Here is a 22,345-nt window from a genome sequence, read left to right on the forward strand (position 1 = left end):
GGCTATTTAGATAACATTCCACCATCACGCATTTGATCGGCAATTTGGTGAGTCACCTCAGCTTTAATTATCTCACTAATAGTAATTGCCAATCGCCGATCATCACCCCTCGATTCTTTATCACCAAAATGGTTTGTTTGATTCACAACCACCGTTACACTGCCACCACCGCCTGAACGCCCGCCGCCTTGTGATTCTTTATTGCTAAATACTCGCCCTGAATTGCCGGGAATCATATATTGCGATCCGTTATTGGCTTTAAAAATCTCAGGTTGATCATTTTCGCCTACGCGGTACATTGAGCCAGCCGACACCGGTCCACCATTTTTTCTACCACTTGCAGCCATTGTTAAGGCGCTCATAACTGCCGCAAGTCCGATAGTTGCAGCACCACCGAATGAACCTATAGAGGCTACTGTTGCCGCCGGCGTCCATGCTGCTGTAGTTTGTGCGGCGGCTACCGTGCTTGTGGCTGTTTGTGTTTGAATTGCGGCTGTCTGTGCGCTGGTTGCTGTTGCTATGCCTGATACTTGCGCTGCAGTGGCTTTCTTTGTGTTGGCAATATCAAGAATAGCTCTTCTGGTTGAAGCCATTCCCCATTCAACAAATGAGCTTACCACCTGATTTAGAATGGTGCTAGAAATTGAGGCTAATGCTTCTCTTGCACTTTTTGATCCGGTCAGTAATCCGGTAAAGGCATTGGAAATAGTGCCGTTCAAAGAATCAATAACACCGCCTAACATAGCTGCGCCTTCACTGCTTTTCATAAATTCTTGCCATTGCGCTTCTTCTCGTTGTTGCTGATATTCAAGCGCTATTGCATTTCGGGTTGCTTCAATCTCTCGGTGTTTTGCTGCATGGGCAATAGCATATTCATCAAGGAAAGCTATTTTCTGATCATATTCAGCTTTTAACCGTTCAGATTCTAATCCATATTGATTTTTCAAGCTGTCAAATTTAGGTGCAGCCTGTGTTAAATCATACATAACGTCAGCATAGGCTTTAGCCTGTTCCACTTGCTTGCTGGTGGCTTTAGCGCCTAATCGTTGCGTAGCCGCCAAAATAAAAGCTTGTTTATCCATGCCTTCCGCTTTCAGTCTAACGATTTCCAATGCCTGCTCTTGCTGTTTTAATTGATTTGTCGCTTGATTGATAGCGGTAGAGCCCCCTTTAGATTTGGTGGCTGCTTTTAACTTTTTATTTTCCCGTAATGCTTCATTTTCAGCGTTCATCGCAAGCAGATCTTTCTTTTGTTCGTCGGTGAGATTAGCGTGCTCGATAGCATAGTCTTTAGCTGCTTTCGCTCCTTTTTCCAACATAATAGCTTCTTGCTCAAATCCTTGCTTCATTGATTCAAAGTTAGATTGTTGGGTAATCGTATTGAGTGCATCGACGCTGTTTGCCAGCATATCAACATAGCCGGACGCTTTAACTGCAGTAAACCCGGCTTCGCCTAATTCCGTCGTAAATGCTCTTAACCGTTTTTCACCCTCTAAGCTGGTGCTGTTCAAAGAGGTAAGATAATTCATGAGTTGGCTAATCATGTCAGGACTAGGATTGTCAGCTAGATCTGTTAGTTTTTTTCCCAATTTAAAGGCTTCATCTGCACTGATGCCGAATTGTTTGGCAAGATAGCTGGTGGTGCCGGTAATACTTGTAATTTGATGTTCGTAGCCCTCGCCTAATGCTCTTGCCTGTGCCATTGCTTGAGAAAAATCATCCGTTGTAATGTTCAGTTTAGATAAAACATCTCCCATTTCAGCAACGGAAACCTTGCCGCCTATGATACTGCGCCAGAATGAGGATTGCTCATTAACAAGTTCTTTAACGGCTGCTGTAGAATTTTTTATCTGAAGTTTATATTCCGCTAGAGTGGCGTTCTTGATACTTTGTGCCAAATCTGCATTACTTTTAATCAATATTGCATATTCATTAGATAAAGCAGCAACACCATTTTGAGAAAACTTGATCACATTATCAAGCTGGCTCATTGCCTGCTTTAACCGTTCTATTTCTGTTTTAGAATTACTGAGTGAGCTAATAAAATCAGCCAGTAATACCCCTGCGGCTGTTGCAACCACTCCGGCAAGCCCACCAAATAAATAACCTAAACTGGAAAGGCTTGAAATATAACTTTCCGTATTTTGACCGCCTTTTAGCATGGCACCAGCTAATTCTTCAAATGCTCGCTTAGATTTACCCGCAGTAGTTGTATTTTCATTAACCGTTTTTGCCATTTTATTTAATTTAGCGTCAAACTTCTCAACAGTTTTTGCTGCACTTTCAAGACTCTTTTCAAGCTTTTCTAATGCAAAATCTGCACTCGAAGCTGATTTTAAAAGCTCTGCTGTTTCCATGCTAATATCAATGTGAATATCACCTATTTTCTCACTCATTTTGCTATCCTTTTATTAATGAATAATGGAATCGGTTGGCGCTTCTATTTCAGCAACCGGATCTATAATTTCTATTGGGTTAATTGTTAGGCAATGGCTTACTATATCCCGTGCAGCAATGACCTCATCCGATACAAGCAAAGGAATATTACTTGTTTCTTGAGCAAGTTTAACCTGTAGAAATGCCTCTCTAATATCTAGAATATGTGTTCGATAAATTAAATACTCCCCCTCACCTAAGAAAACAATTACGTTAAAAAAGTCTAAATTTGGCAAAATAGTAAAATTAGGAAATTGAATAAACCGTGTAGCCTTTACGGGTTTTTTCTGCATTTCAGATAAGTCACTATTAATATTTAATCCTGTCATGTTATTGTCCTTAATAAATTATTCTTCAGATAGAAACTTAAAATTACCCACATCAAAAGACATGAGTTGCTCTAATTTATAGCCGTTTGGGTCAGCTATTTTTTTAATCTCCTGTTCACGATTACCGAAAATCACTTGGGCGCTCTCTTCTGACTTAGCATAAAGCCCCATTGCTTTGCCTCTCGCAATTTCTGCATTTACTGCAACAGAAAATTGCCCCGCTTCCTCAGCTTTCCGGCTCAATATATCTAACCGGCTCAAATGCTGACTTAACGCATATTGCAGCGAACAAATAACCGGCTGACGTAGCTCTTCGATTCTTTGGGAAATCTTAGGGGAATTAAGCAGCTTGCTAGCCTCCACATTGATCGATTCAGGTTTCATATTTTCAACCGAATATGCTTGTTTATATGCGTTGGTGGCGTTGCCTGTTTCGATATAAGCCAGGCAAAACGCTTCTTGTTTTTGGGTTAATGCCATTTTTTTCTCCTGTGTTTTGATGCTGTTTATTGTTAAATTTATCTAAAAATAAATTAGTAACGTACGTTATAGTTCAAAGTTGCAAGTATTTTTTGATAGTCAGAATCTGACTAAACCATAGTCAGAAAATGACTAAATTAGATTATTTTTTGAGGTTGATAGTCAGAATCTGACTAAGTCAGCCCCTTTTTTGCTATTTCTGATAGTCAGAATCTGACTACCTTTATATATCTTATTGCCATATACCTTATTTTTAATTCGCTTTTCATTGAGGGGATAAATCAAAATCCACCACCGAAGAACACTGAGAAACAGGATTAAAAAAATTTGGTCATCGCAACAAAAGACACCCACCACAATCAAGCCTCACTTCTTGGCTTACGTTTCCATGAATCTTTAGCGGTTGATGTGGGTGATAGTTCTGTTTGATTATTCAACCGGTCAACCTTGTAGCAAGTCAGGGCGTAAAGTGAACATTGATTTTTTCCGCCTCGCCTGCTGACCTCAATAAATTTGCTATCGAGTAATTCTTTCAGCGATTTCTTGAACGTGGTGGGACTCATACCAATCTTGCTTGCTTGTATTTCTGTTTGCGGCATAGCAAGATCACCATTGTTCTTCCCGTTGTAACTTGCCATCAGGATATTCATCAACTTGACCGCATTTCCACTTAGCGCACAAAATTCATCGCTAAACACTAAATCTTTGCGTAAGGCAGAATAAGATTGGCCGTTGGTTGAGCGTTTAAATTCAGCTTGCCGTTTGTCTTTTGGCGCTCTCCGTTGCTCTTGCTGTCGTCTTCCCATATAATAAAACCGTTACTTGATTTAAATTTGCCCACTGCTTCATGCCTGAACGTGGGCTTTTTTGTGCCGTTACAATCAATGCAAGGTTACCGTGATGTTACCGTCTGCCTTACCGTAATCTTAACGTCTGCCTTACCGTAATCTTAACGTCTCCCTTGTGGTAATCTTGGGGTTTAACTTTCCTCACCGGTGTAAGTTGATCCCCCGCCAATCAAGGCGCTAAGCTGTTTCTGTAGCGCCATTGCGTCAGCCTGCGCCAGCATTGCCAGCTCTGATAGATAATTAAACGATTCTTCAGCGGTTGCGGTGTGGCTATAGCGCCCGTCTTCGTTTTTCCATTCAATCAATTTGCCGCTTCCGTAGTGAGCAGCAATTGCGGTGATGTTTTCAAGCTGTGCGATTAAATCGCCTAGCGTTGGTTTTAAGCCGTTATTTTGTTTGCTGGTTGTTTATTCATCTTCATAATAAAAACCTCCCTATGCGCTTCTTATTTCGTTTTGTCGCTATTCGTTGCGTAGGGTATAAACGCCAATGCGGTGTTTTACCCCTGCACTGTCATATTCATCTCGAAAATGGGTAGTGATTTTGTACCCCTGCTCTTTCAACTCAAGCACTCGGGCGGCTGGCGAACAAACGCCCATATCTCTAAATTCAAGCGTGCTGTGTGGTGCCTCTCGCAATCTCGCCAAAATAAACAAGCGTTGATTGTGGGTGTTGGTGGAATTAATGGATTTCATGACTTCCCCCCTGCGGTGCTACTTGCTCCGATTGTGTAATGAATCGCAATGCAAACTCGGTTAAGGCGTTTTTACGGTCTTTGTAGGTCATCATCATGTTAAGCATTGCCGCTGATTGCGGGATTAAAACATCAATCAAATCTAATTGTGTTTGGCTCAAGTGGTTTCTGATTTCACTGTCTGGTGGCAATCCGTGTTTCTCTAGCCATGTCTTACGGCTACAACCTAACACCACGCAATAAATCAAGGTATGCTCACGGCTGTAAGCGTGCGGATCGGTTGCGCCTGTTGCCTGCAAATAGAATTTCACCGCATCGCCTAATCTGTCGTTGGTTTTGGCTAGTGATTCCCTTGAAACAATCCAGCGTTCCATTTCATCAAATCGAGTAATGTAGGCTTCTTTGAATTGAGCTGCTTTCTTCCCGGTAAATCCCATTGCTAAAAATACAAATCCGCTTCGGGTCATGCGGTACATTGGGCGACGCTCACCCTTTTCATCGGTGTATTTAACCAGCTCAAAATTGAGCTCGTTGAATGTTGGCGAACACTCTAAATTTTCGATTGCTCGCAAAATATTCTTGTGCTGTTTACCAAAAAACTTCGCCACCGCTAGCGACGTTGTCAGGGCTTTATGCTTGTGGTAAATCACTTCTGGCAATGGCTGAACTGCTGGCGCATCGGTTAAAAGTGCGGTTTTTGTGTTTGTGCTGATAGATTGCATAATTTCCCCCTTAACATCTGCAAAAATGGTTAGAACAGGCGATAATTAATTTCTGCTTCCGTTCATGAAAATCGTCAATATTTGCGTTCAGTAGCATTGCGTCCGCTTGTTCCAAATAGGCTAATTTCTCCAACTGTTCAACGTTTAAAGTTGGGCGAATATTGCCAACAATGCCCCGTTCTTTGCGGTATTGTTTATCGCTTTTGCCTAGCACCACCGATAAAACCATTGCCGATTCGTTGCTGTAGTGATAGCGCTTCTGCGGATCTCGCCCTGAACGGATTAGGCTGGCTTCCCGTTGCGCCAGCCAGTCAAGGCGCAACATCTCCGCCGTCTGTGGTGCTACTCGGTTCAGCTCGGTTTCACAATCAATAAAATATTTACGGGCTAATTTGCCTTGTTGGTTGCGCTCCAGCATCGCTAATTCTTTCGCCATGTTTAACGAAATGTGATAGTCAATTTGCATTTGCGGGCGTGCTTTTGTGGATTGTTTATTTTTTGCGCTTAACAAATTTGTTAAGCTCAAATTTTCACCAGTGGATTTTTTGCTAGTCATTTCTGGCTTGCAAAAACTTTCAACAATGGCAAAGTCTTCACCCTGTTTAAATCCATATTGGTCAATTTTGCTTTTTATCCAGTTGGCAAATTGCCTCTTACTTTCTAAAAAGCGGTGCAAATCTCTCGCATTAATGCTGTGCGTGGTTACGCCCTGAAAATAGCTTTCTTGAATCGGTAATTGATTCGCAAAAATAACCGCTTCTGCTGGTGCTTTGACTGGGGTTAATGCTTTCGCTTGGGCTGAGGTTAATACGTTCATACTAGCCCCCTATGCGTTGATATAAGATTCAATATCAGCTAAACGCCAGCGCACTGCACGGCTACCGCACTTTTTAGGCTTAGGAAACTCGCCAGCTTCCATGTGTTTATAAATCGTAGTAGTAGAAAGCCCCGTTACGGTCTTAACCTCTTTCAAGGTCAATAATTGCTTAAGTAATTTGCGGTTTTCTGTAGTGTCGATTTGGGGTTGAATGTTCATGTTTTGCCGTCCTCGTTTTTTGGTTTACGTTTTGAACGGTTTTGATTAAACAAAATCAAGGGTGAATCTGTCATCGCAGCCGAAAAATGATTTTCGTTACGAAAATAACATATTGATAAAAAGGATTTTTAGATAAGAAAAAACGCCCTTGATTTGGGCGCTTATGGGTTTATTTGGCTTTCAATTGTTTGTTAGCCGCTGAGAAATAATCTTCAATCATTCGCTTCTCTAAGCCTACTATTTTTTGGCTATCATTAATTCTCTGTTGTAGAATTTCATCTATAATAGCCCCTTGACTCCATTGATTTCTCTTAGATTTAACCGCCCTTATCATTTCGCCAATCAAATAAATAGCATTATTGAGATCAAATTTCTCTTTTTCACATTCTAAATTTGCTATAAATTCATTTAAATGCTCACTTTGAATTACAAAAAAAGCACCTTCAATTTCACCAATTCCAGCGCATGGATAAGAAAAGGTTTCTGTCGGGTAATCACATCTAGTTTCAATCTTATTAAATATTTTATGCATTTCATCTTCTGTCACCTTTTTATTAGATCCTTGTTCTTCAAGGAATTGATTTAATTCAGGTAACCGCTCGATAAATTCCGTTTTAATCACTTCTTTTCTTTGAAATGGAATTTCTTTATAGCGATAAACAGTTGTCTGTCTTTCTATTATTAATCCATTTTTATCTTTAACATAAAACCCACTAAGATTTATTACATCAACGGTAGGTAAGCTTTTCCTTTGTTTTAATTCAAATTCTAGATCTAGCTTTTCATTACCTATTAATTTCAGCTCATAAACACCTGCTATAAATGATGATTTATCCAATCTCTTTATATATTCAAACTCACTACATTTCTCATATTTGAAAATCCTTACCCTTTCGCCTTCTAACCCAATTACATCTTTATAGCTAGCATTTGCCTTTTTTTGATCACTGGTTACATCACAAACAATACCAGTCCAATCATGTGGAAAATATACGGATATTTTTAATTCCCCATCGACTGCTAGCTGTAAAATATCAGAAACACTAATTTCATCTTCTAATTCTAACGATAATTTTTTTGCTGCATCTTCTAAAGTTAGCCATTTTTTAAATTTATAAATCTTACCTTTCATATTTATTTCCTCTACAGATTTCTGTCTTTCGGCTCGGGTAATTAATCCGCTCCTAGCCTCACTAATTCGATTTATTTACTAATTTTGCAAACTGCCTAGCTCATCTTCTCAAGAATCACACAACAATCCGCAAATGCTTACTTGTCGCCTGCACTTGGCATTTAGCGACAAAATCGCCCCATTGCTGCAATGCCTTTTTACGGTGTGGAAAATAATCCGCTTCATTATAAACGCCTCTAATGCCTTTGATTGTGTGCGCTAAACACATCTCTATCACATCAGGCATAACGCCCAATTCATGCAGATAAGTGCTCGCTACTTTCCTCAATCCGTGCGCTGTCTGCTGGTGCCGATAACCTAAATTATCCCTAATCGCTTTGTTTGCTGTCTGGCTGTTAATGTGTCGGCTAACAGCTCTTACGCTAGGGAAAACATACGGGGACGGTTTATCCAGCCGCTGAATCTTTGCTAAAAGCCGCATTGCTTGCTTAGACAAGGGCACTAAGTGCGGTATGCCTTCGTTCGCTTTTGTCTGCTTCATTTTTTCAGCGGGAATCGTCCATAACGCTTTATCTAAATCAATATCAGCCCATTCTGCAGTAACGGCTTCATTCGGGCGCACCATCGTTAATAATTGCCACTGGATAAGATACTTCGTCAATAAGTCAGTATCTGAATTTTCTAACCGGTCAAAGAAATCTGGCAATTCATCGGGCTTAATAGATGGATTTTTCCCACGCTTTAGCGGCTCAAATGCAGTGCTTATTTTCTGGCATGGATTAGTAGGAATTAAGAAAAGCGAATAAACCGCATGATTCATAATCGCATTAAGCAACTTTATAGATTTTCGGTACATTTCTGCCCTGCCCTGCTTATAGGGAACATCTAATGCACTTTTTGCCAATGCCGGGGTAATTTCACTAATCGGATAATTGGCTAGTCTTGGCATTAAATAGCTTTCCACTATCCCCCAATACTTCAGTAGGGTGAGTGGCTTTATATTCCCCTGCTTACTCGCTTTCCAACTTTCCGCTACGCCTTTAAAGGTGTTGATAATTCGTTGCTGCTCTTGTCGCTCTGTCTGTTCTTTGTGATATTGGGGATCGATATTTTCAGCCAATAAAGCTAAATATTCTCCACGAATTGCCCGCACTTGCTGCAGTGATACGTCAGGGAACTTCCCTAAGCTCATCTCGGTTCTTTTAGGCGGTACACTCAAGGGCTTGTAATAATTAAACCGCCATAGCTTAGAATTATTGGACTTAACCAATAAAAACAGCCCTTTGCCATCGCTTAACCGGTAATCTTTTGGCTTTGCTTTTGCATTGTTTATCTCCGTAGTGGTAAGCGGTTTAGTTAAACGTGCCAATCCAATGCCCCTTATCTCGTGAAAATTAACTAGCCTTTACTGCGTACGCCTTAGCGTGATTTTAGTAGTACGGAATTTCACTGTTTTAGTAGTATCTTTAGAATGTACTACTAAACGCACTACTAAAATTTCTGGCTGTCAACGTATTAAGACGTAACAGGACGAAAGAGAAAATAAATAGAAAAATGGATTAAAGTCAGTAGTGGCAAGGGGTGAGCGTATTAAAACGTAAGAAAAAAGAACATAAAAAAAGACTGCGTAAAATGCAGTCTTTTGGTTTTTGGTGCTCTGGGCGGGACTTGAACCCGCACATCCTATGGACACTACCCCCTCAAGATAGCGTGTCTACCAATTCCACCACCAGAGCAATTTGAATTTATTGAGGAATATCGCTGTTTGGTTTAGTTGCCGGAACGTCTAGCGTCGGAACGGCATTTTGTTGTTCCAGTTGCTGTGCTTCGTTGGTCAAATCATCAAACGTGCCTTGTGGTGCTTGGCGATGGGTGTTGATGTTGCCGATAACCAAGGCGATGATGAAAAACAGGATCGCCAAAATGGCAGTGCTGCGCGATAAGAAGTTTGCCGAACCGGCTGCGCCGAAAATCGTGCCTGATGCGCCTGAACCGAAAGAGGCGCCCATGTCTGCGCCTTTGCCTTGTTGCAACAAGACGAAACCGATTAACGCAATGGAGACCACAATATAAGCAATAATTAAAATTTCGTACATAATTCTCTACACTTAAGGGTTATGTTGTACTTTGCAGTACCGCCTCGCCATCGGCAAAGCGAAAAGTAATTTGTTTAGCCTGCGCATAGTAGCGAAAGCCTGAAAACTGTGCAAGTTTATTTTGTGAAATGTGCTTTAACTGACTTAATTTCAATCAACCGGGTACTGCACTTGCCTTTTTACTCGCCGCTTTCTTTGTCGTCGTGCGCGTTTTAGCGGAACGTGCTGCCGGCTTGGCTTTCACTTGCGATGAAACCGCACTTAGTAACCGCAGCGATTGAAAGCTGTATTGATGTAGCATCTCGGGCAGGGTTGTCAGCAGTTGTTGCATAAATTGCTGATAACTTGCTTGTTTTCGGCTGATGCCGTCAAGCTGCGATTCCCAATGGGCGGTCATGTCGGGCAATGTGGCACTTTCCGGCAGGGCTTGGATCAAAATTCGCCCTGCTTCGGTGCTGATGATATTACGCCCTTTCTTGACGATAAAGCCGCGCCGAAACAGCAGTTCAATAATCCCTGCGCGCGTCGCTTCAGTACCCAGTCCGTCGGTTTCACGCAGGATTTTTTTTAGCTCTTTATCTTGTACGAAACGCGCGATGCCGGTCATTGCTGCCAGCAAGGTTGCATCATTAAACGGCTTCGGCGGCTGTGTTTTTTTGCTGATAATCTCGCCTTTTTCGCAATGCAAGCTATCGCCTTTTTTCACTTTCGGCAGTGGCGGTTGTTGGTTTTCATCTTGGTCATCTTTGCCGAGCAGCTGTTTCCAGCCGGCGGTTTGTAAGCCTCTTGCCTGTGCTAAAAAGTGCCCGCCGGCAATTTCCAGTGAAATTTTGGTTTTGCGGTATTCGGCATCGGCGCAAAATTGCATTAAATATTGACGCGCGATTAAGTCGTAAATCTGTTGTTCATACTGCGAAAGTGCGGTCTGTTTTTTGTTAGCCGTCGGGATAATCGCATGGTGCGCTTCCACTTTTTTGTCATTCCAGCAGCGATTGCGTTGCTGCGGATTCACAATCTCCGGCAAGGTTTGATAGTCAGGGCTGTGGCTTGAAATCGCACTCAGTACCGCACTTCGCCCTGCAAAATGCTCTTCCGGCAAATAGCGGCAATCGGAACGCGGATAGGTGATCAGTTTATGGGTTTCGTACAGCCGCTGGCAGATGTCGAGCACTTGCTGTGCCGATAAACCGTAGCGTTTGCCTGCGTCGATCTGTAACGCGGAAAGCGAATACGGCAGCGGTGCGGTTTCTTTTTCTTGGGTGTCGCTATATTGTGTTACCTGCGCAGGTTGATTCGCTATGCGTTTTACCACGTTTTCCGCCAATGCGTGCGACAGCACCCGCCCGTTTTCGTCTTGGTAATCCTCGCACGCCTTGCTCGGTTGCCAAAGTGCGGTAAAGGTTTGCTGCGGTTGATCGTGAGTTTGAATGTGCGCTTGCACTTCGTAGAAATCTTTCGGTTGAAAATGTTCAATTTCCAGATCACGCCGTACGATCAGCCCCAATACCGGCGTTTGCACCCGTCCGACCGACAGCACGCCGTTATAGCCCGCTTGTCTGCCGCGAATAGTGTAAGCGCGGGTCATATTGATGCCGTATAACCAATCAGCACGCGCACGCGCCAAGGCGGAAGTTGCCAAAGGAATAAAATCGCGGTTCGGCTGTAGTTTTTGAATCGCTTTTTCGACCGCACTTGGGTTTAAATCGCTGATTAAGCAGCGCTGAATCGCGCCGCGTTTGCTCTCGTCCAGCCCGGCATAGTTAAAGACTTCATCGACTAATAGCTGCCCTTCGCGATCAGGGTCGCCTGCATTGATTAATTGATCGGCTTGTTTGATCAGTTTCAGCACCACATTCAGCTGTTTGGCGGTGCTGTTTTTGGGGTTGAGTTGCCACTGTTCCGGCACAATCGGTAAGTGTTCCAAACGCCACTGTTTGAAAATCGGGTTATAGGCGTCCGGCTCTGCTTGCTCCAGTAAATGCCCGATGCACCAAGTAACATAATCATCTGCACCGCACTTGATAAAGCCGTCGCCACGCTGGTGTGGTTTCGGCAGCACATCGGCAATCGCGCGCCCAAGGCTTGGTTTTTCGGCAATAAACAGTCGCATAATAAAGTTCTTCAAAGCAATCTTGAACGCAAAAGTGCGGTAAAGAAACCGATCTTACCGCACTTTGCCGCGTTGAAACAACTGTTAATCCGCGCGCCGATTATTTGTCGCTTGAACGGTGTAATTTCTGTTTATATGCCTGACTGCCCCACAACGCATAAGCCAGCGCAGTTTTCTTCAATTGCGGATCAACTTCCGCTTCAATCAGCGTCTGGGTTTTGCTGTCATAACGGAAGCCCTTGGCGACGAGCTGCGGTTGCAAAATCGCCACTTGATCGCCCTGCATATACGCCATATTTTTATCAAATTGCATCAGTGCACGGTTCGGATTATCGGCTTTGGTCAAATCATAACCCAACATCGGATATTCGCCACTCACACCAGCCAACGACAGTAAAGTGGTCGGCAAATCGATTTGGCTGACCAAACGCGGATCACGACGCGCTTCAATCCCTTCGCCGACAATCAAAGCCGGAATGTGGAAGTGCTTAATCGGCACCAGCGATGCGCCTGACACCCGCGAATCATGATCCGCCACCACTAAAAACAGAGTATCTTGCCAATAATCGGATTTTTTCGCCAAGTCAAAGAAATAACCTAACGCAAAATCGGCATATTTGGCGGCGTTGTTGCGCGTCTGTTTCGGCTGTTCAAATAGCTCGATTTTATTGTCGGGAAATTCAAACGGATCGTGGTTGCTTGAGGTGAAGACTAAGCTAAAAAACGGTTGTTCCTGTTTTTGCCACTCACTGAATTTTTCATGGGCTTTATCGAACAGATCTTCGTCGCTCATGCCCCAAGTGGCGACAAATTTCGGCTGTGGATAGTCCGCTTGGTCGATGATGGTTTCAAAGCCGTTGCCGTAGAAAAAGCTCGCCATATTATCAAAATGCTTCTCGCCGCCATAGATAAAGGAGGTGTGATAGCCCTGCTTTTTCAACAATTCGGCTATGGTGAAAAAGCCGTTTTGGCTGCCCGAAAGTTTCACTACCGCTCTTGCTGGTGTTGGCGTGAAACCACTAGTGACGACTTCAATGCCGCGCACCGAACGCGTTCCGGTGGCATACAGATTTTCAAACAGCCAGCCTTGTTGCGCCAACCGATCAAAGTGCGGTGAAAGCGGTTTGCCGCCCAGTGTACCGATAAATTGCGCGCCAAGGCTCTCTTGTAAAATGATCACGATATTTTTCGGCTTGCCTTGATAACTGGCGGCATTATAGGTCAAGGTCGGCAGTTCCGGATTAATATAGTCCGAAGCATCACGTCCGCGCGCCATTTTCAGGGTGTCGATCACCTCATCAAACGGCATTTTGCCGTAGATTTCCGACGAGGTGTCCTCATTTTTCATCTGTTGCAGCGCAAACAACACCGAATAACCCGAATTAAGCACCAGCGAATTAACTAAACCGTCAGAGGAAAATGCCACCATTGACGGATTGATGCCACGATGCTGCAAGCTGGAACGTGCACCGACAAACACCAGTGCCGCCACCAACAACGCCAGCAGCGGGCGATAGCGCCAACGGAATGGCGTAAGATTCGCCGTGACTTTTTTCGCCAAACGCCAATAAATCGAAGTGATCACAACCGTGATGATCGGCACCGCCAGCAGCGCCGGCAGATGTCCGTTTGCCAACATGGTGAACACTTCTTTCGGGTTCACCAAATATTCTAAAAACAGCCGATTCGGGCGAAAATCGTAGGTGGCGATAAATTCCGGCGTGGCAAGTTCCATAAACAGAATGAATACACTGCCAACGGTTAACACCACGCGCAACAGCCAAAGATAAGCACGCCCAACAGGATTGTCGGCAATGAGCAACACACTCAACAGCGCAAATAAGCCAAATAGCCAGCACAGCGCCACCACATCAATCCGCACGCCTTGCAGCAGCAGTTCGCCCCAGCCGTCAACCGCACTTACGCGTTCGTGTTGCCAAAGCGCCAATAAAATACGGCTAATTGAGAGAATAATCAGATTGAGAAAAAAGAAACTGACGATCGGATATAACGGACCAAAAAACTTTTTAAAATTAGCCATTTAACTGCCTTTATTATTTTAAACAGGATGCCGCTTAGAGTATCGGCGAATAAAAAAGTTCTACAGTTTTAGCTTAATTTGCAAATTATTCATTGATCAAATTTGCTTAAAAATCCTTTACCGCTCAAGGCGTTAATCTGACGGATAATCCACTGTTGTTTACGTTGCACGCTCGCCGACGGTTTGTCAACCTTATACAAAATCGGGTTCGGCAACACCGCTGCCAATAAGGCGGCTTCATTGATATTTAAGCGGGCGGCGGACTTGTTGAAATAGTGGCGGGCGGCGGCTTCCACCCCGAAAATACCGTCGCCGAATTCGGCGATATTCAGGTAGACTTCCAAAATGCGCTTTTTATTCCACAAGGTTTCCAGCAACAGCGTGGTCGGCACTTCAATCCCTTTGCGCAGCCAGCTTTGCCCGTGCCATAAATAGAGATTTTTTGCGGTTTGCTGTGAAATGGTTGAGCCGCCGCGCGTGCGGTTCGATTCGGCATTGTGCTCCAGCGCCGATTGAATGGCGTCAAAATCCAAGCCAAAATGTTGATCAAAACGCTGATCTTCAGCGGCGATCACCGCCATTTGCATTTGCCAGCTGATGTTATCCAAACTGACCCAATCATATTTCAGATCATAAGAAAAATCGAAGCGCGCCCAGTGTGAAAGCTGTTGCTGTGCCATGTAGGCGGAAAACGGAATCGGCACAAAACGCAAAAGTGCGGTCAGCGCCAAGCCGAACAGCAGCGCTCGCAAGCCCCATTTGCAACAGAACGACCGCACTTTGCGCCAAGTGCTATGCTGCCAAATCGCACGACCGCTGCGCTGCAATCGGCGTTTCTGAATTTTCTTCATCAATATTTAAGGCTGTTGCAGCCACTGTACAAATTCAGTCGGCATGGTTTTCAACATATTTGAACCACGCGTAATGGTGGCGGCGCTGGTGTTGAGCTTTTGCTGAATTTCGCGCTGCGACAGCGTTTTTTCCAGCAATTCATCGACAATTTTCACCCGCAAGCCCACTGCGTCACGTTCGTCAGAAGTCAGCAGCAAGGTCAGCAATTCCTCTTCCCGCCCGTCGGCAAAGGCACGGCGTAATAATTCGACAAAATCCGTCCATTGTTGTTGTTTGATATTCGGCATTTGAACACCCGTCTGTTTTAGTTGTACTGTCGCACTAGTATAAGCGATCGGTTTCGGTTTTGGCGAATTTTATTAACGTTTGATTGGATAACATTCGATAATAATAGTCAAAGGTCAGCACATTTTGCACATAACCACGGGTTTCATAAAACGGAATGGTGGCGATAAATTCCGCCATGCTCAGCCGCCCGCCGGCACGAGCCAGCCAACGATCAACCCGACTGCTGCCGACATTGTAGGCGGCGGCGATAAAAATGCGATTCTCACCGAAGCGATCGGCTAATTCCTGTAAATGTTGAGTACCAAGCATAATATTATCAAACGCATTAAATAATTGGCGTTCATTGTTATACGGCAAGCCGAATTTATCGGCGGTAGCTTTGGCGGTGCTCGGCAATAATTGCATTAAACCGCGCGCATTGGCGTGCGATTGCGCATTCACATCCCACGCACTTTCCTGGCGGGCAATCGCCATCGCAAAACTGCTCGGCACCCATTTTTGTTGCAAGTTCAGCTCAAACCACAGCGGATAAGCAAGCGGCAAACGCTGCGCCAAGTAATCCCAGGCTTTTGCCTGAATGGTTGCCTGCACGCCGAAATCGTACCACTGTTTTTGATTGGCATAATCCGCCAGTGCCAGTTGGCGTATTTTATCGCTTTTCGCCAACAACCCGAACCACGCCTGTTTCGCCTGCGAATATTGGTTGAGCGCCAAAAATTCTTCAATTTGGCTCAATTCGCGCTGCACCGCTGCTAGCTGTTGTGCTTTATCACTCTCAGGCAAGGTCGCAAAGTGCGGTTGGTAATCTTGTTTTAACTGCTCTGCTGCCAACATCGGGTAAAATCCACGCTCTTGCGCCAGCTGGTGCCATTGTTGTTGCGCCTGCGTGCTAGCGCCTTTTTTGTTGGCGGAAAATGCACGCCAAAAACGCCATTCTTGCTGATTTTTGCCACTGTCGGACAACAAATTCAGCCAATCGTCCAGATTATCTTGCGCCAAAATCGCCAAACGGATACGCCGTTCGGTTAGAGTATCTTGCTTTAAATTCGTCACTTGTTGATCGCGCCAACGCTGAATCTGCGGATTATCCGAATCGAACAATTTGCTCACCACGGTCGCGCGCCAAGCGTGGATTTGAGCGGCATTCAAACCGAAACGTGCCGCCCATTCGTGATATGCGGCGAACGGGTCTTGCGGATCAAATTGGTTTTCAGGCAGTTGCTGAATATAACGCGCAAAGCTGTGATCGACAATTTTGGCATTCGGTGCGTCGATGGCGGCGGTTTGCACAAACAGACGCAACGTTAGCGGACTATTGCGCAATTCAACCAAACTCTCCAGCCAGCCGCTCAACACAATATCCGCACTTTGATTGCGCAAGTGACGCAACAAACCGTCGCTGCCGCGCTCAAACGCCAGCAGCGCGTGCCGCACTTGCTCTGCGCTCTGCTGCCCTGCCGCTTGCCATAAGTTAAAAATATCATCACACGCCGACGGCAGCGAATTGCCGTTTAGCCAAGTTTCGCCGACCGCTTGCCAAAGTGCGGTTTTGTCCTCCACCGTCCTGGCTTGTGCCGAAAAATAGATGCAACGCGAGATCAAATCGGTTGGCGGTGTTTGGCTGAATTGCAGCACACCTTGCCAATCGCCACGTTTTTGTAAGGTTTGATACCAAGTGCGGTTAAGATTGCGGCTTTGCGCCAGCTCCGGATAACGCCGGGCAAACGCATCAATTTTTTCAGCGCTCAATTGCTCACTGTCACTCACCAAACGCTGATATTGCAAATATGGCAGCAACGGGTAATCATTCAGTTGCGCTATCAATCGATCTACCACTGCAAAATTATTTTTTTCCGCCGACAACGGCAATAACATTTCCGCTTTGCGATATATTTCGCGCTGCTGTGTTAACGAATATTCCGCCGCCAATGGTAGGCTGAATGCGCTCAATATCATGCTGATCAGTAACTTTTTCATTTTCGCTCCGACAATCTCCAACCAAACTGCCCCACAAGAGGCATAAAAAAACACCTTGTAATAGTACAAGGTGTTAGACCGTTTAATCGTGTAAAAAGTTTAAATTATTTTTGGGTTAAGCATTGCGAAAAGCTATCCGCCAACGATTGCAAATACTCGGTATAAGCAGTTTTACTAACCGCGATTTTTTCGCCCATCGGATCCAGCACGCCCAATTTAACGCCGGTGTTTTTATGCAATGTTTCCAGCAGGCGTGGCGTGAATTGCGGCTCGGCAAACAGACATTGCGCATGATTGGCGCTGATGTCGGCTTTAATCTCATTCAATGTTTTCGCCCCCGGTGCGACTGCCGGATTAATAGTGAAAGCGCCAAGGTGATTCAAGCCGTATTGGCGTTCAAAATAGCCGTAGGCATCATGGAAAACATAGTAGCCGCGCTGTTTAATCGGATCTAACTGGGTTTTCAGCTGCTGATGTTTAGCCGCAATCCCTTGTTGGAACGCCTGCAAATTCGCGGTGATTCGCTCCGCTTTATTCGGATATTTTGCCGTTAAGCGTTGCGCAATCTGTTCGGCGATTTTTCCGCTGATGTCGCTAGAAAACCAAACGTGCCAATCGGTTTGCAATCCTCCATGTTCGTGCTCATGGTCATCATGTTGATGTTCCGGCGGACCGTCGTGGTCGTGGTCGTCATGAACGTGCAACGCCTCGCCCAGCAACTGTTGAATATTTTCCATTTTGTCGATCTGCAGCACACTGCCGGCTTTCAAGCGCCCGATACTTTTGCTGAGAAAGGTTTCCATGTCCGCGCCAATCCACACCACCAGATCGGCTTTTTGTAAACGTTGCAGATCCGACGGGCGCAGGTTGTAATCATGCGGTGATGCGCCGGTCGGCAGCAGAACTTGAGTCGGCGTCACGCCGTCGGCAACCGCCGCAGCAATAAAACCGAGTGGTTTTACCGTGGTGATAATATCTGCCTGGGCAGTGTAGGCAATAGTTGAGAGGAGCACGCCTGCCAATGGTTTATTTATTATTTTCATGCTTTTTTCCTTGTTTTGAATGGGGATAAGCCCCCGATTATTTTGCCGAAGATTGCAACAGCTTCTCCAACACTCTGGCGACTGCAAAAAAACCGAAGGTTGCGGTCACCATGGTTGCCGCGCCGAAACCATTCGCACAATTCATGGTTGCGGACAAACGGCAATCACCTTCCATTTTCGGGAAGATAAGCGGTTGGGTCGAAAAAACACACTCGACCCCAAATTTTCGTTTTGGGTTTTGGCTAAAATGGTAATTTTTGCGCAGCAACGACCGCACTTTGGCGGCGAGCGGATCTTGAATGGTGCGGCTCAAATCCGCAATTTGGATCTGCGTCGGATCGGTCTGCCCGCCGGCACCGCCGGTGGTGATTATTTTGATTTTATTGCGTTTGCAATAGGCAATCAGCGCCGCTTTGACTTTCACGTTGTCAATTGCGTCAATCACATAATCAAAGTGCGGTTGAATATAGTCGGCAAGATTCTCAGTACTGAGAAAATCATCAATGATCCGCACTTCACATTGCGGATTAATCTGCGCAATCCGCGCTTGCATGGTCTCGGTTTTCAATGCGCCAATCGTGTCACTCAGGGCGTGCAGTTGGCGATTCACATTGGTGACGCAGATGTCGTCCATATCAATCAGGGTGATTTTGCCGACCCCGCTACGCGCCAATGCCTCTACCGCCCAAGAGCCGACACCGCCGATACCGATCACACAGATATGCGCAGCAGTTAAAACGGACAACTCCTGTTGTCCGTACAAACGCGCAATGCCGCCGAAGCGGCGCTCATAATTATCAATCCGTTCCATTTATCGTTAATTTAAAATCCAAGATCGTCCGTAGTGTTTTAAGAATCCGGCGGTTTCACCGGCTTTGTCGCCAATGCCCTGATACAGATCGAAATGCTGTCCTTTAATTGCGCCGCCCACGTCCAGCGCCACCACTAAACGCAAATCGTGTCTGCCTGTCCAGTTACCGCGGCTATCGAGCTGCGGCATTTCCACCAATAAAATGCTGCCGAGCGGAATAATCCGTCTATCAACGGCAATCGAAGAGAGCGCGATTAAAGGCACGCCCGCCGCCCCTTTCGGCTTATCGGTCGGATCGACTTTAAAATAAACATAAGAGGCGTTGCGCTCTAACAGGCTTTGGAAGCGCGCAGGGTTACGTTCGCCCCACTCTTTAATCGCTTGCATCGACATTTTTTCTTTCGGGATTTCGCCGTCTTCAACCAACAAACGCCCGACTGCGGTATACGAATGCCCGTTTTGTCCGCCGTAGGCAAAATGGGTTAAGCGCCCATTTCCCATATCCATAAAGCCACTGCCCTGCACGCCCATCGCAAACACGTCATACATCGTGCTATACGCCAATTCCAAGCCCTGCCCGTTCAACGCTCCGGAGTAGATCTGTGCGCGGCTGTAGCGTTTATTTTTAGGCAACGCATAAACCGGATGCTGATAACGGCTATTTTTAGCCGCGCTGCCGTGGAAAACCGGAATGTAGTAACCGGTCATCAAGACGTTTTGATAACCGTCTTCGCCGCTCAATTGTCTAAAGTTCAATCCAAAATCCGCTAATTGGCTGACATCGCCGCCGGCAAGCACCCAATTGGTGATTTTGCCGTAAGTTCCGGCATGGCGATTCAGCAAACTGGTCGAATAACGGCGCACTTCGGATAATTGGGTTAAAAAATCGCCCTGATTCAGCACGCTGTCGTTACTTGCCACCCGCGACACCGGCAGCCAATATTGACTCAGGCTAACGTAACTACGCCCTTGATAAACCGCACCAAGTTTCTCACGCATTGCTCGCTCATCTTGCACGCTGCCGGTTTTATTCGAGGATGAGCCGCAAGCGGATAAAAAAAGAACCGTAGCAATTGCTACACCGAGTTTAAAATGAAATTTCATAAAATGTGTCTGTATCTCTGTCTAACTAGGGAAAGGCGTTACCTCAAGGGCGAATACCTTAGCAAAAAAAGGACAAAAAATATAGAGGCTGACGCAGTTTGTTGGAAAGAATAAAAAATCGCCATTGCAAGCTGGCTTTTGCTGAAAATAAAATCAAACCGCGCTCTTTTTGAGCGCTTGAAAAAAAATTTATCAAATCGACTTGTGTTCTCTTAAAAAAAGCGTATAGTACGCCACTCACAGACGCGGGGTGGAGCAGCTTGGTAGCTCGTCGGGCTCATAACCCGAAGGTCGTTGGTTCAAATCCAGCCCCCGCAACCAGATTCCTAAAAGCACCTTTCGAGGTGCTTTTTTATGTTAGAAAAACCAACACAAATTTTGCTGATGCACAAATTATAACCGATAAAAAAGCCGTCTTTAAGACGGCTTTTTAAGAATTCGATAAGTTCAGCTCAATTAAGCAACAACTGTTACGTTTTCAGCTTTTTTACCACGTTGATCATCAACAATATTGAAAAGCACTGCTTGGCCTTCTTTTAAAGTACGAAACCCTTCACTTTGGATTGCTGAGAAATGTACGAATACGTCTTCGCCACCTTCAACTTGTAAAAAACCAAAACCTTTAGTTTCGTTAAACCATTTTACGGTTCCTTTTGCTTGCGACATCGCTTACATCCTAAATAAATAATTAAAAAAATCTTACCTTACAACACTACGACCAAAAAAGTTTGATTTTCATGACCTGGTAAATCTCTGCTACTCAAAGAGCGGTAGAATAGTACCAACATACATCGGAAATTACACGTTTTATTTTCTATATTTCAAAAATCTAGCGTTTTAATGTTAATTCTGTGAAAAAGGTCACATTATTACAGCTTATTTTTGACCTATGCCGATAATCTATCTAGTAATTTTTGGTGAATACCGTCAAAACTGCCGTTACTCATAATGAGAATATGATCGTTCGGCTGTGCTTCGGCAATAATCAATTCGATTAATAAATCAATATTGCCGCTCCATTTTGTCGGCACCGTCGATTTTTCAGCAATTTCCGCCACTTCCCACGGAATATTGTCGGGCTGTAATAAAAATACATAATCCGATTTCACCAGCGACGCCGCCAGCTCGTTTTTGTGCAAGCCCATTTTCATGGTGTTGGAGCGCGGTTCGAGCACGGCTAAAATCCGTTTTGCGCCGCCCACGCGATCACGCAATGCGCCGACCGTAGCTGTAATTTCCGCCGGATGGTGGGCGAAATCGTCATACACGGTAATCTCTTTCACTTTGCCCTTCACTTCCAAGCGGCGGTTGGTGTTGACAAAGCGGCTGAGAGACGCGGCGGCATTTTCAATCGAGACGCCGGCACGATAAGCCGCGGCAATTGCCATTAACGCGTTGTGCATATTGTGTTCGCCGAAGACATCCCAGCGCACTTCCGCAGCTTTTTGTTGGCGGTGATACACGGCAAAATGGCTGCTGTCTTGAGAAATTTTTTGTGCAAACCACTCTTCGCTTTCGCCGAGATGTTGCTGTTCGCTCCAGCAGCCCATTTCCAGCGTCTGTTTCACCGTGGCATCGTCTTTCACCGACAACACCAAGCCTGATTGCGGGATAATCCGAATCATGTGGTGGAATTGCCGTTGGATCGCCGCCAGATCGTCAAAAATATCCGCATGATCAAAGCCGATATTGTTAATAATCAAGGTATTCGGGTTGTAATGTACAAATTTGGAACGCTTGTCGAAAAAGGCGGTGTCGTATTCGTCGGCTTCGATCACAAAATAAGGGCTGTCGCCCAATTGTGCCGAGGTGGCGAAATTGCCGGTGACGCCGCCGATCAAAAATCCCGGATTCAAGCCGTTATCCGCCAAAATCCATGCCAAAATGCTGCTGGTGGTGGTTTTGCCGTGCGTGCCGGATACCGCCAACACTTTGCGCTGGCGCAATAAATTATCATGCAACCATTGAGGCCCGGATGTATACGGGATCGCGTTATCCAACACATATTCCACGCACGGATTGCCGCGTTTCATCGCATTGCCGATAATCACCATATCCGGTTGCGGGGTTAATTGCGTCGGATCGTAGTTCGGAATAATCTCAATACCGCTCTTTTGCAAAAAGGTGCTCATCGGCGGATAAACGTTCACGTCCGAACCGGTGACTTTGTATCCCATTTGCCGCGCGATAATCGCCACGCCGCCCATAAATGTGCCGCAAATGCCTAAGATATGAATATGTTGTTGTTTCGTCATGCTTTAACCGCTCTTTAATCAATTAAAATTGTGCTTGAGATCACAACTTGCAACCTGTCGACAACGGGCGCAAGAAATGACTGCTATAATA

The 22,345-nt window shown here is 45.2% G+C and carries 22 protein-coding genes and 2 tRNA genes; 1 reads left to right on the forward strand and 23 read right to left on the reverse strand.

Annotation, left to right across the window (positions count from 1 at the left end):
• Positions 1-2: 2 nt before the first annotated feature.
• The 21 genes from ACUHGC_RS10395 to mltA all read right to left on the reverse strand — a co-directional run bounded on the left by ACUHGC_RS10395 (position 3) and on the right by mltA (position 19,999).
• Positions 3-2,396, reverse strand: a complete 2,394-nt coding sequence (locus ACUHGC_RS10395; RefSeq protein ID WP_446833236.1) for a hypothetical protein — start codon at positions 2,394-2,396, stop codon at positions 3-5.
• 15 nt (positions 2,397-2,411) lie between these two features.
• A complete protein-coding gene (locus ACUHGC_RS10400) occupies positions 2,412-2,765 on the reverse strand; it encodes a hypothetical protein (RefSeq protein WP_446833237.1) in 354 nt (117 codons plus the stop codon).
• 18 nt (positions 2,766-2,783) lie between these two features.
• Positions 2,784-3,245, reverse strand: coding sequence for a terminase small subunit (locus ACUHGC_RS10405; RefSeq protein ID WP_446833238.1), 462 nt, complete (start codon positions 3,243-3,245; stop codon positions 2,784-2,786).
• Positions 3,246-3,604: 359 nt separating this feature from the next.
• Complete coding sequence (locus tag ACUHGC_RS10410; RefSeq protein ID WP_446833239.1) at positions 3,605-4,051, reverse strand: ArsR family transcriptional regulator; 447 nt, start codon at positions 4,049-4,051, stop codon at positions 3,605-3,607.
• Between the two features lie 173 nt (positions 4,052-4,224).
• Positions 4,225-4,398 carry a hypothetical protein gene (locus tag ACUHGC_RS10415; RefSeq protein WP_446833240.1) on the reverse strand — a complete coding sequence of 58 codons (174 nt, stop codon included), beginning with the start codon at positions 4,396-4,398 and terminating at the stop codon, positions 4,225-4,227.
• Positions 4,399-4,554: 156 nt separating this feature from the next.
• Positions 4,555-4,788: a helix-turn-helix domain-containing protein gene (locus ACUHGC_RS10420; RefSeq protein ID WP_446833241.1), complete on the reverse strand. Its 234-nt coding sequence runs from the start codon at positions 4,786-4,788 to the stop codon at positions 4,555-4,557.
• Positions 4,775-5,509 (reverse strand): Rha family transcriptional regulator, encoded by a 735-nt coding sequence (locus tag ACUHGC_RS10425; protein WP_446833242.1) that lies wholly within the window; start codon positions 5,507-5,509, stop codon positions 4,775-4,777. Before ACUHGC_RS10425 ends, ACUHGC_RS10420 begins: the two co-directional genes overlap by 14 nt.
• 10 nt (positions 5,510-5,519) lie before the next feature.
• Entirely contained in the window at positions 5,520-6,326 is an 807-nt protein-coding gene (locus ACUHGC_RS10430) for an antA/AntB antirepressor family protein (protein WP_446833243.1), read from the reverse strand.
• 9 nt (positions 6,327-6,335) lie between these two features.
• Entirely contained in the window at positions 6,336-6,545 is a 210-nt protein-coding gene (locus ACUHGC_RS10435) for a helix-turn-helix transcriptional regulator (protein WP_446833244.1), read from the reverse strand.
• Positions 6,546-6,714: 169 nt separating this feature from the next.
• Complete coding sequence (locus ACUHGC_RS10440; protein ID WP_446833245.1) at positions 6,715-7,677, reverse strand: hypothetical protein; 963 nt, start codon at positions 7,675-7,677, stop codon at positions 6,715-6,717.
• 115 nt (positions 7,678-7,792) lie between these two features.
• Positions 7,793-9,046, reverse strand: coding sequence for a tyrosine-type recombinase/integrase (locus ACUHGC_RS10445; RefSeq protein ID WP_446833246.1), 1,254 nt, complete (start codon positions 9,044-9,046; stop codon positions 7,793-7,795).
• Between the two features lie 281 nt (positions 9,047-9,327).
• Positions 9,328-9,413: transfer RNA gene (locus ACUHGC_RS10450), tRNA-Leu, on the reverse strand.
• A 9-nt stretch (positions 9,414-9,422) separates the two neighbouring features.
• Positions 9,423-9,773: a preprotein translocase subunit SecG gene (gene secG, locus ACUHGC_RS10455; protein ID WP_446833247.1), complete on the reverse strand. Its 351-nt coding sequence runs from the start codon at positions 9,771-9,773 to the stop codon at positions 9,423-9,425.
• A gap of 154 nt (positions 9,774-9,927) precedes the next feature.
• Positions 9,928-11,883, reverse strand: a complete 1,956-nt coding sequence (locus ACUHGC_RS10460; RefSeq protein WP_446833248.1) for a DNA topoisomerase III — start codon at positions 11,881-11,883, stop codon at positions 9,928-9,930.
• Positions 11,884-11,983: 100 nt separating this feature from the next.
• Positions 11,984-13,924 (reverse strand): LTA synthase family protein, encoded by a 1,941-nt coding sequence (locus tag ACUHGC_RS10465; RefSeq protein WP_446833249.1) that lies wholly within the window; start codon positions 13,922-13,924, stop codon positions 11,984-11,986.
• An 89-nt stretch (positions 13,925-14,013) separates the two neighbouring features.
• Positions 14,014-14,775: a monofunctional biosynthetic peptidoglycan transglycosylase gene (gene mtgA / locus ACUHGC_RS10470; RefSeq protein WP_446834889.1), complete on the reverse strand. Its 762-nt coding sequence runs from the start codon at positions 14,773-14,775 to the stop codon at positions 14,014-14,016.
• A gap of 6 nt (positions 14,776-14,781) precedes the next feature.
• Entirely contained in the window at positions 14,782-15,063 is a 282-nt protein-coding gene (gene trpR, locus ACUHGC_RS10475; protein WP_446833250.1) for a trp operon repressor, read from the reverse strand.
• 34 nt (positions 15,064-15,097) lie between these two features.
• Complete coding sequence (locus tag ACUHGC_RS10480) at positions 15,098-17,041, reverse strand: transglycosylase SLT domain-containing protein (protein ID WP_446833251.1); 1,944 nt, start codon at positions 17,039-17,041, stop codon at positions 15,098-15,100.
• Between the two features lie 104 nt (positions 17,042-17,145).
• Positions 17,146-18,078: a zinc ABC transporter substrate-binding protein ZnuA gene (gene znuA / locus ACUHGC_RS10485; RefSeq protein WP_446834890.1), complete on the reverse strand. Its 933-nt coding sequence runs from the start codon at positions 18,076-18,078 to the stop codon at positions 17,146-17,148.
• A gap of 43 nt (positions 18,079-18,121) precedes the next feature.
• Positions 18,122-18,895: a tRNA cyclic N6-threonylcarbamoyladenosine(37) synthase TcdA gene (gene tcdA, locus ACUHGC_RS10490; RefSeq protein ID WP_446833252.1), complete on the reverse strand. Its 774-nt coding sequence runs from the start codon at positions 18,893-18,895 to the stop codon at positions 18,122-18,124.
• A 6-nt stretch (positions 18,896-18,901) separates the two neighbouring features.
• On the reverse strand, positions 18,902-19,999 hold the full coding sequence (gene mltA, locus ACUHGC_RS10495; RefSeq protein ID WP_446833253.1) for a murein transglycosylase A: 1,098 nt from the start codon (positions 19,997-19,999) through the stop codon (positions 18,902-18,904).
• 244 nt (positions 20,000-20,243) lie between these two features.
• Here mltA and ACUHGC_RS10500 point away from each other — a divergent pair.
• Positions 20,244-20,320, forward strand: a tRNA-Met gene (locus ACUHGC_RS10500).
• A gap of 135 nt (positions 20,321-20,455) precedes the next feature.
• On the opposite strand, the gene ACUHGC_RS10505 is transcribed toward ACUHGC_RS10500, so the two are convergent.
• Both ACUHGC_RS10505 and mpl read right to left on the reverse strand, forming a co-directional pair.
• Positions 20,456-20,665 carry a cold-shock protein gene (locus ACUHGC_RS10505; RefSeq protein WP_431051478.1) on the reverse strand — a complete coding sequence of 70 codons (210 nt, stop codon included), beginning with the start codon at positions 20,663-20,665 and terminating at the stop codon, positions 20,456-20,458.
• A 221-nt stretch (positions 20,666-20,886) separates the two neighbouring features.
• Positions 20,887-22,254 carry a UDP-N-acetylmuramate:L-alanyl-gamma-D-glutamyl-meso-diaminopimelate ligase gene (gene mpl / locus ACUHGC_RS10510; protein WP_446833254.1) on the reverse strand — a complete coding sequence of 456 codons (1,368 nt, stop codon included), beginning with the start codon at positions 22,252-22,254 and terminating at the stop codon, positions 20,887-20,889.
• Positions 22,255-22,345: the final 91 nt, after the last annotated feature.

Source organism: Testudinibacter sp. P27/CKL/0425, assembly GCF_052931395.1.

Coding starts and splice junctions, on each gene's coding strand:
- ACUHGC_RS10435 (WP_446833244.1), bottom strand. CDS start 6,545: ATGAACATTCAACCCCAAATCGACACTACAGAAAACCGCAAATTACTT.
- ACUHGC_RS10410 (WP_446833239.1), bottom strand. CDS start 4,051: ATGGGAAGACGACAGCAAGAGCAACGGAGAGCGCCAAAAGACAAACGG.
- mpl (WP_446833254.1), bottom strand. CDS start 22,254: ATGACGAAACAACAACATATTCATATCTTAGGCATTTGCGGCACATTT.
- tcdA (WP_446833252.1), bottom strand. CDS start 18,895: ATGGAACGGATTGATAATTATGAGCGCCGCTTCGGCGGCATTGCGCGT.
- ACUHGC_RS10505 (WP_431051478.1), bottom strand. CDS start 20,665: ATGTCGCAAGCAAAAGGAACCGTAAAATGGTTTAACGAAACTAAAGGT.
- ACUHGC_RS10440 (WP_446833245.1), bottom strand. CDS start 7,677: ATGAAAGGTAAGATTTATAAATTTAAAAAATGGCTAACTTTAGAAGAT.
- ACUHGC_RS10420 (WP_446833241.1), bottom strand. CDS start 4,788: ATGAAATCCATTAATTCCACCAACACCCACAATCAACGCTTGTTTATT.
- ACUHGC_RS10465 (WP_446833249.1), bottom strand. CDS start 13,924: ATGGCTAATTTTAAAAAGTTTTTTGGTCCGTTATATCCGATCGTCAGT.
- ACUHGC_RS10395 (WP_446833236.1), bottom strand. CDS start 2,396: ATGAGTGAGAAAATAGGTGATATTCACATTGATATTAGCATGGAAACA.
- ACUHGC_RS10400 (WP_446833237.1), bottom strand. CDS start 2,765: ATGACAGGATTAAATATTAATAGTGACTTATCTGAAATGCAGAAAAAA.
- trpR (WP_446833250.1), bottom strand. CDS start 15,063: ATGCCGAATATCAAACAACAACAATGGACGGATTTTGTCGAATTATTA.
- ACUHGC_RS10425 (WP_446833242.1), bottom strand. CDS start 5,509: ATGCAATCTATCAGCACAAACACAAAAACCGCACTTTTAACCGATGCG.
- ACUHGC_RS10430 (WP_446833243.1), bottom strand. CDS start 6,326: ATGAACGTATTAACCTCAGCCCAAGCGAAAGCATTAACCCCAGTCAAA.
- secG (WP_446833247.1), bottom strand. CDS start 9,773: ATGTACGAAATTTTAATTATTGCTTATATTGTGGTCTCCATTGCGTTA.
- ACUHGC_RS10405 (WP_446833238.1), bottom strand. CDS start 3,245: ATGGCATTAACCCAAAAACAAGAAGCGTTTTGCCTGGCTTATATCGAA.
- mltA (WP_446833253.1), bottom strand. CDS start 19,999: ATGAAATTTCATTTTAAACTCGGTGTAGCAATTGCTACGGTTCTTTTT.
- ACUHGC_RS10480 (WP_446833251.1), bottom strand. CDS start 17,041: ATGAAAAAGTTACTGATCAGCATGATATTGAGCGCATTCAGCCTACCA.
- mtgA (WP_446834889.1), bottom strand. CDS start 14,775: ATGAAGAAAATTCAGAAACGCCGATTGCAGCGCAGCGGTCGTGCGATT.
- ACUHGC_RS10460 (WP_446833248.1), bottom strand. CDS start 11,883: ATGCGACTGTTTATTGCCGAAAAACCAAGCCTTGGGCGCGCGATTGCC.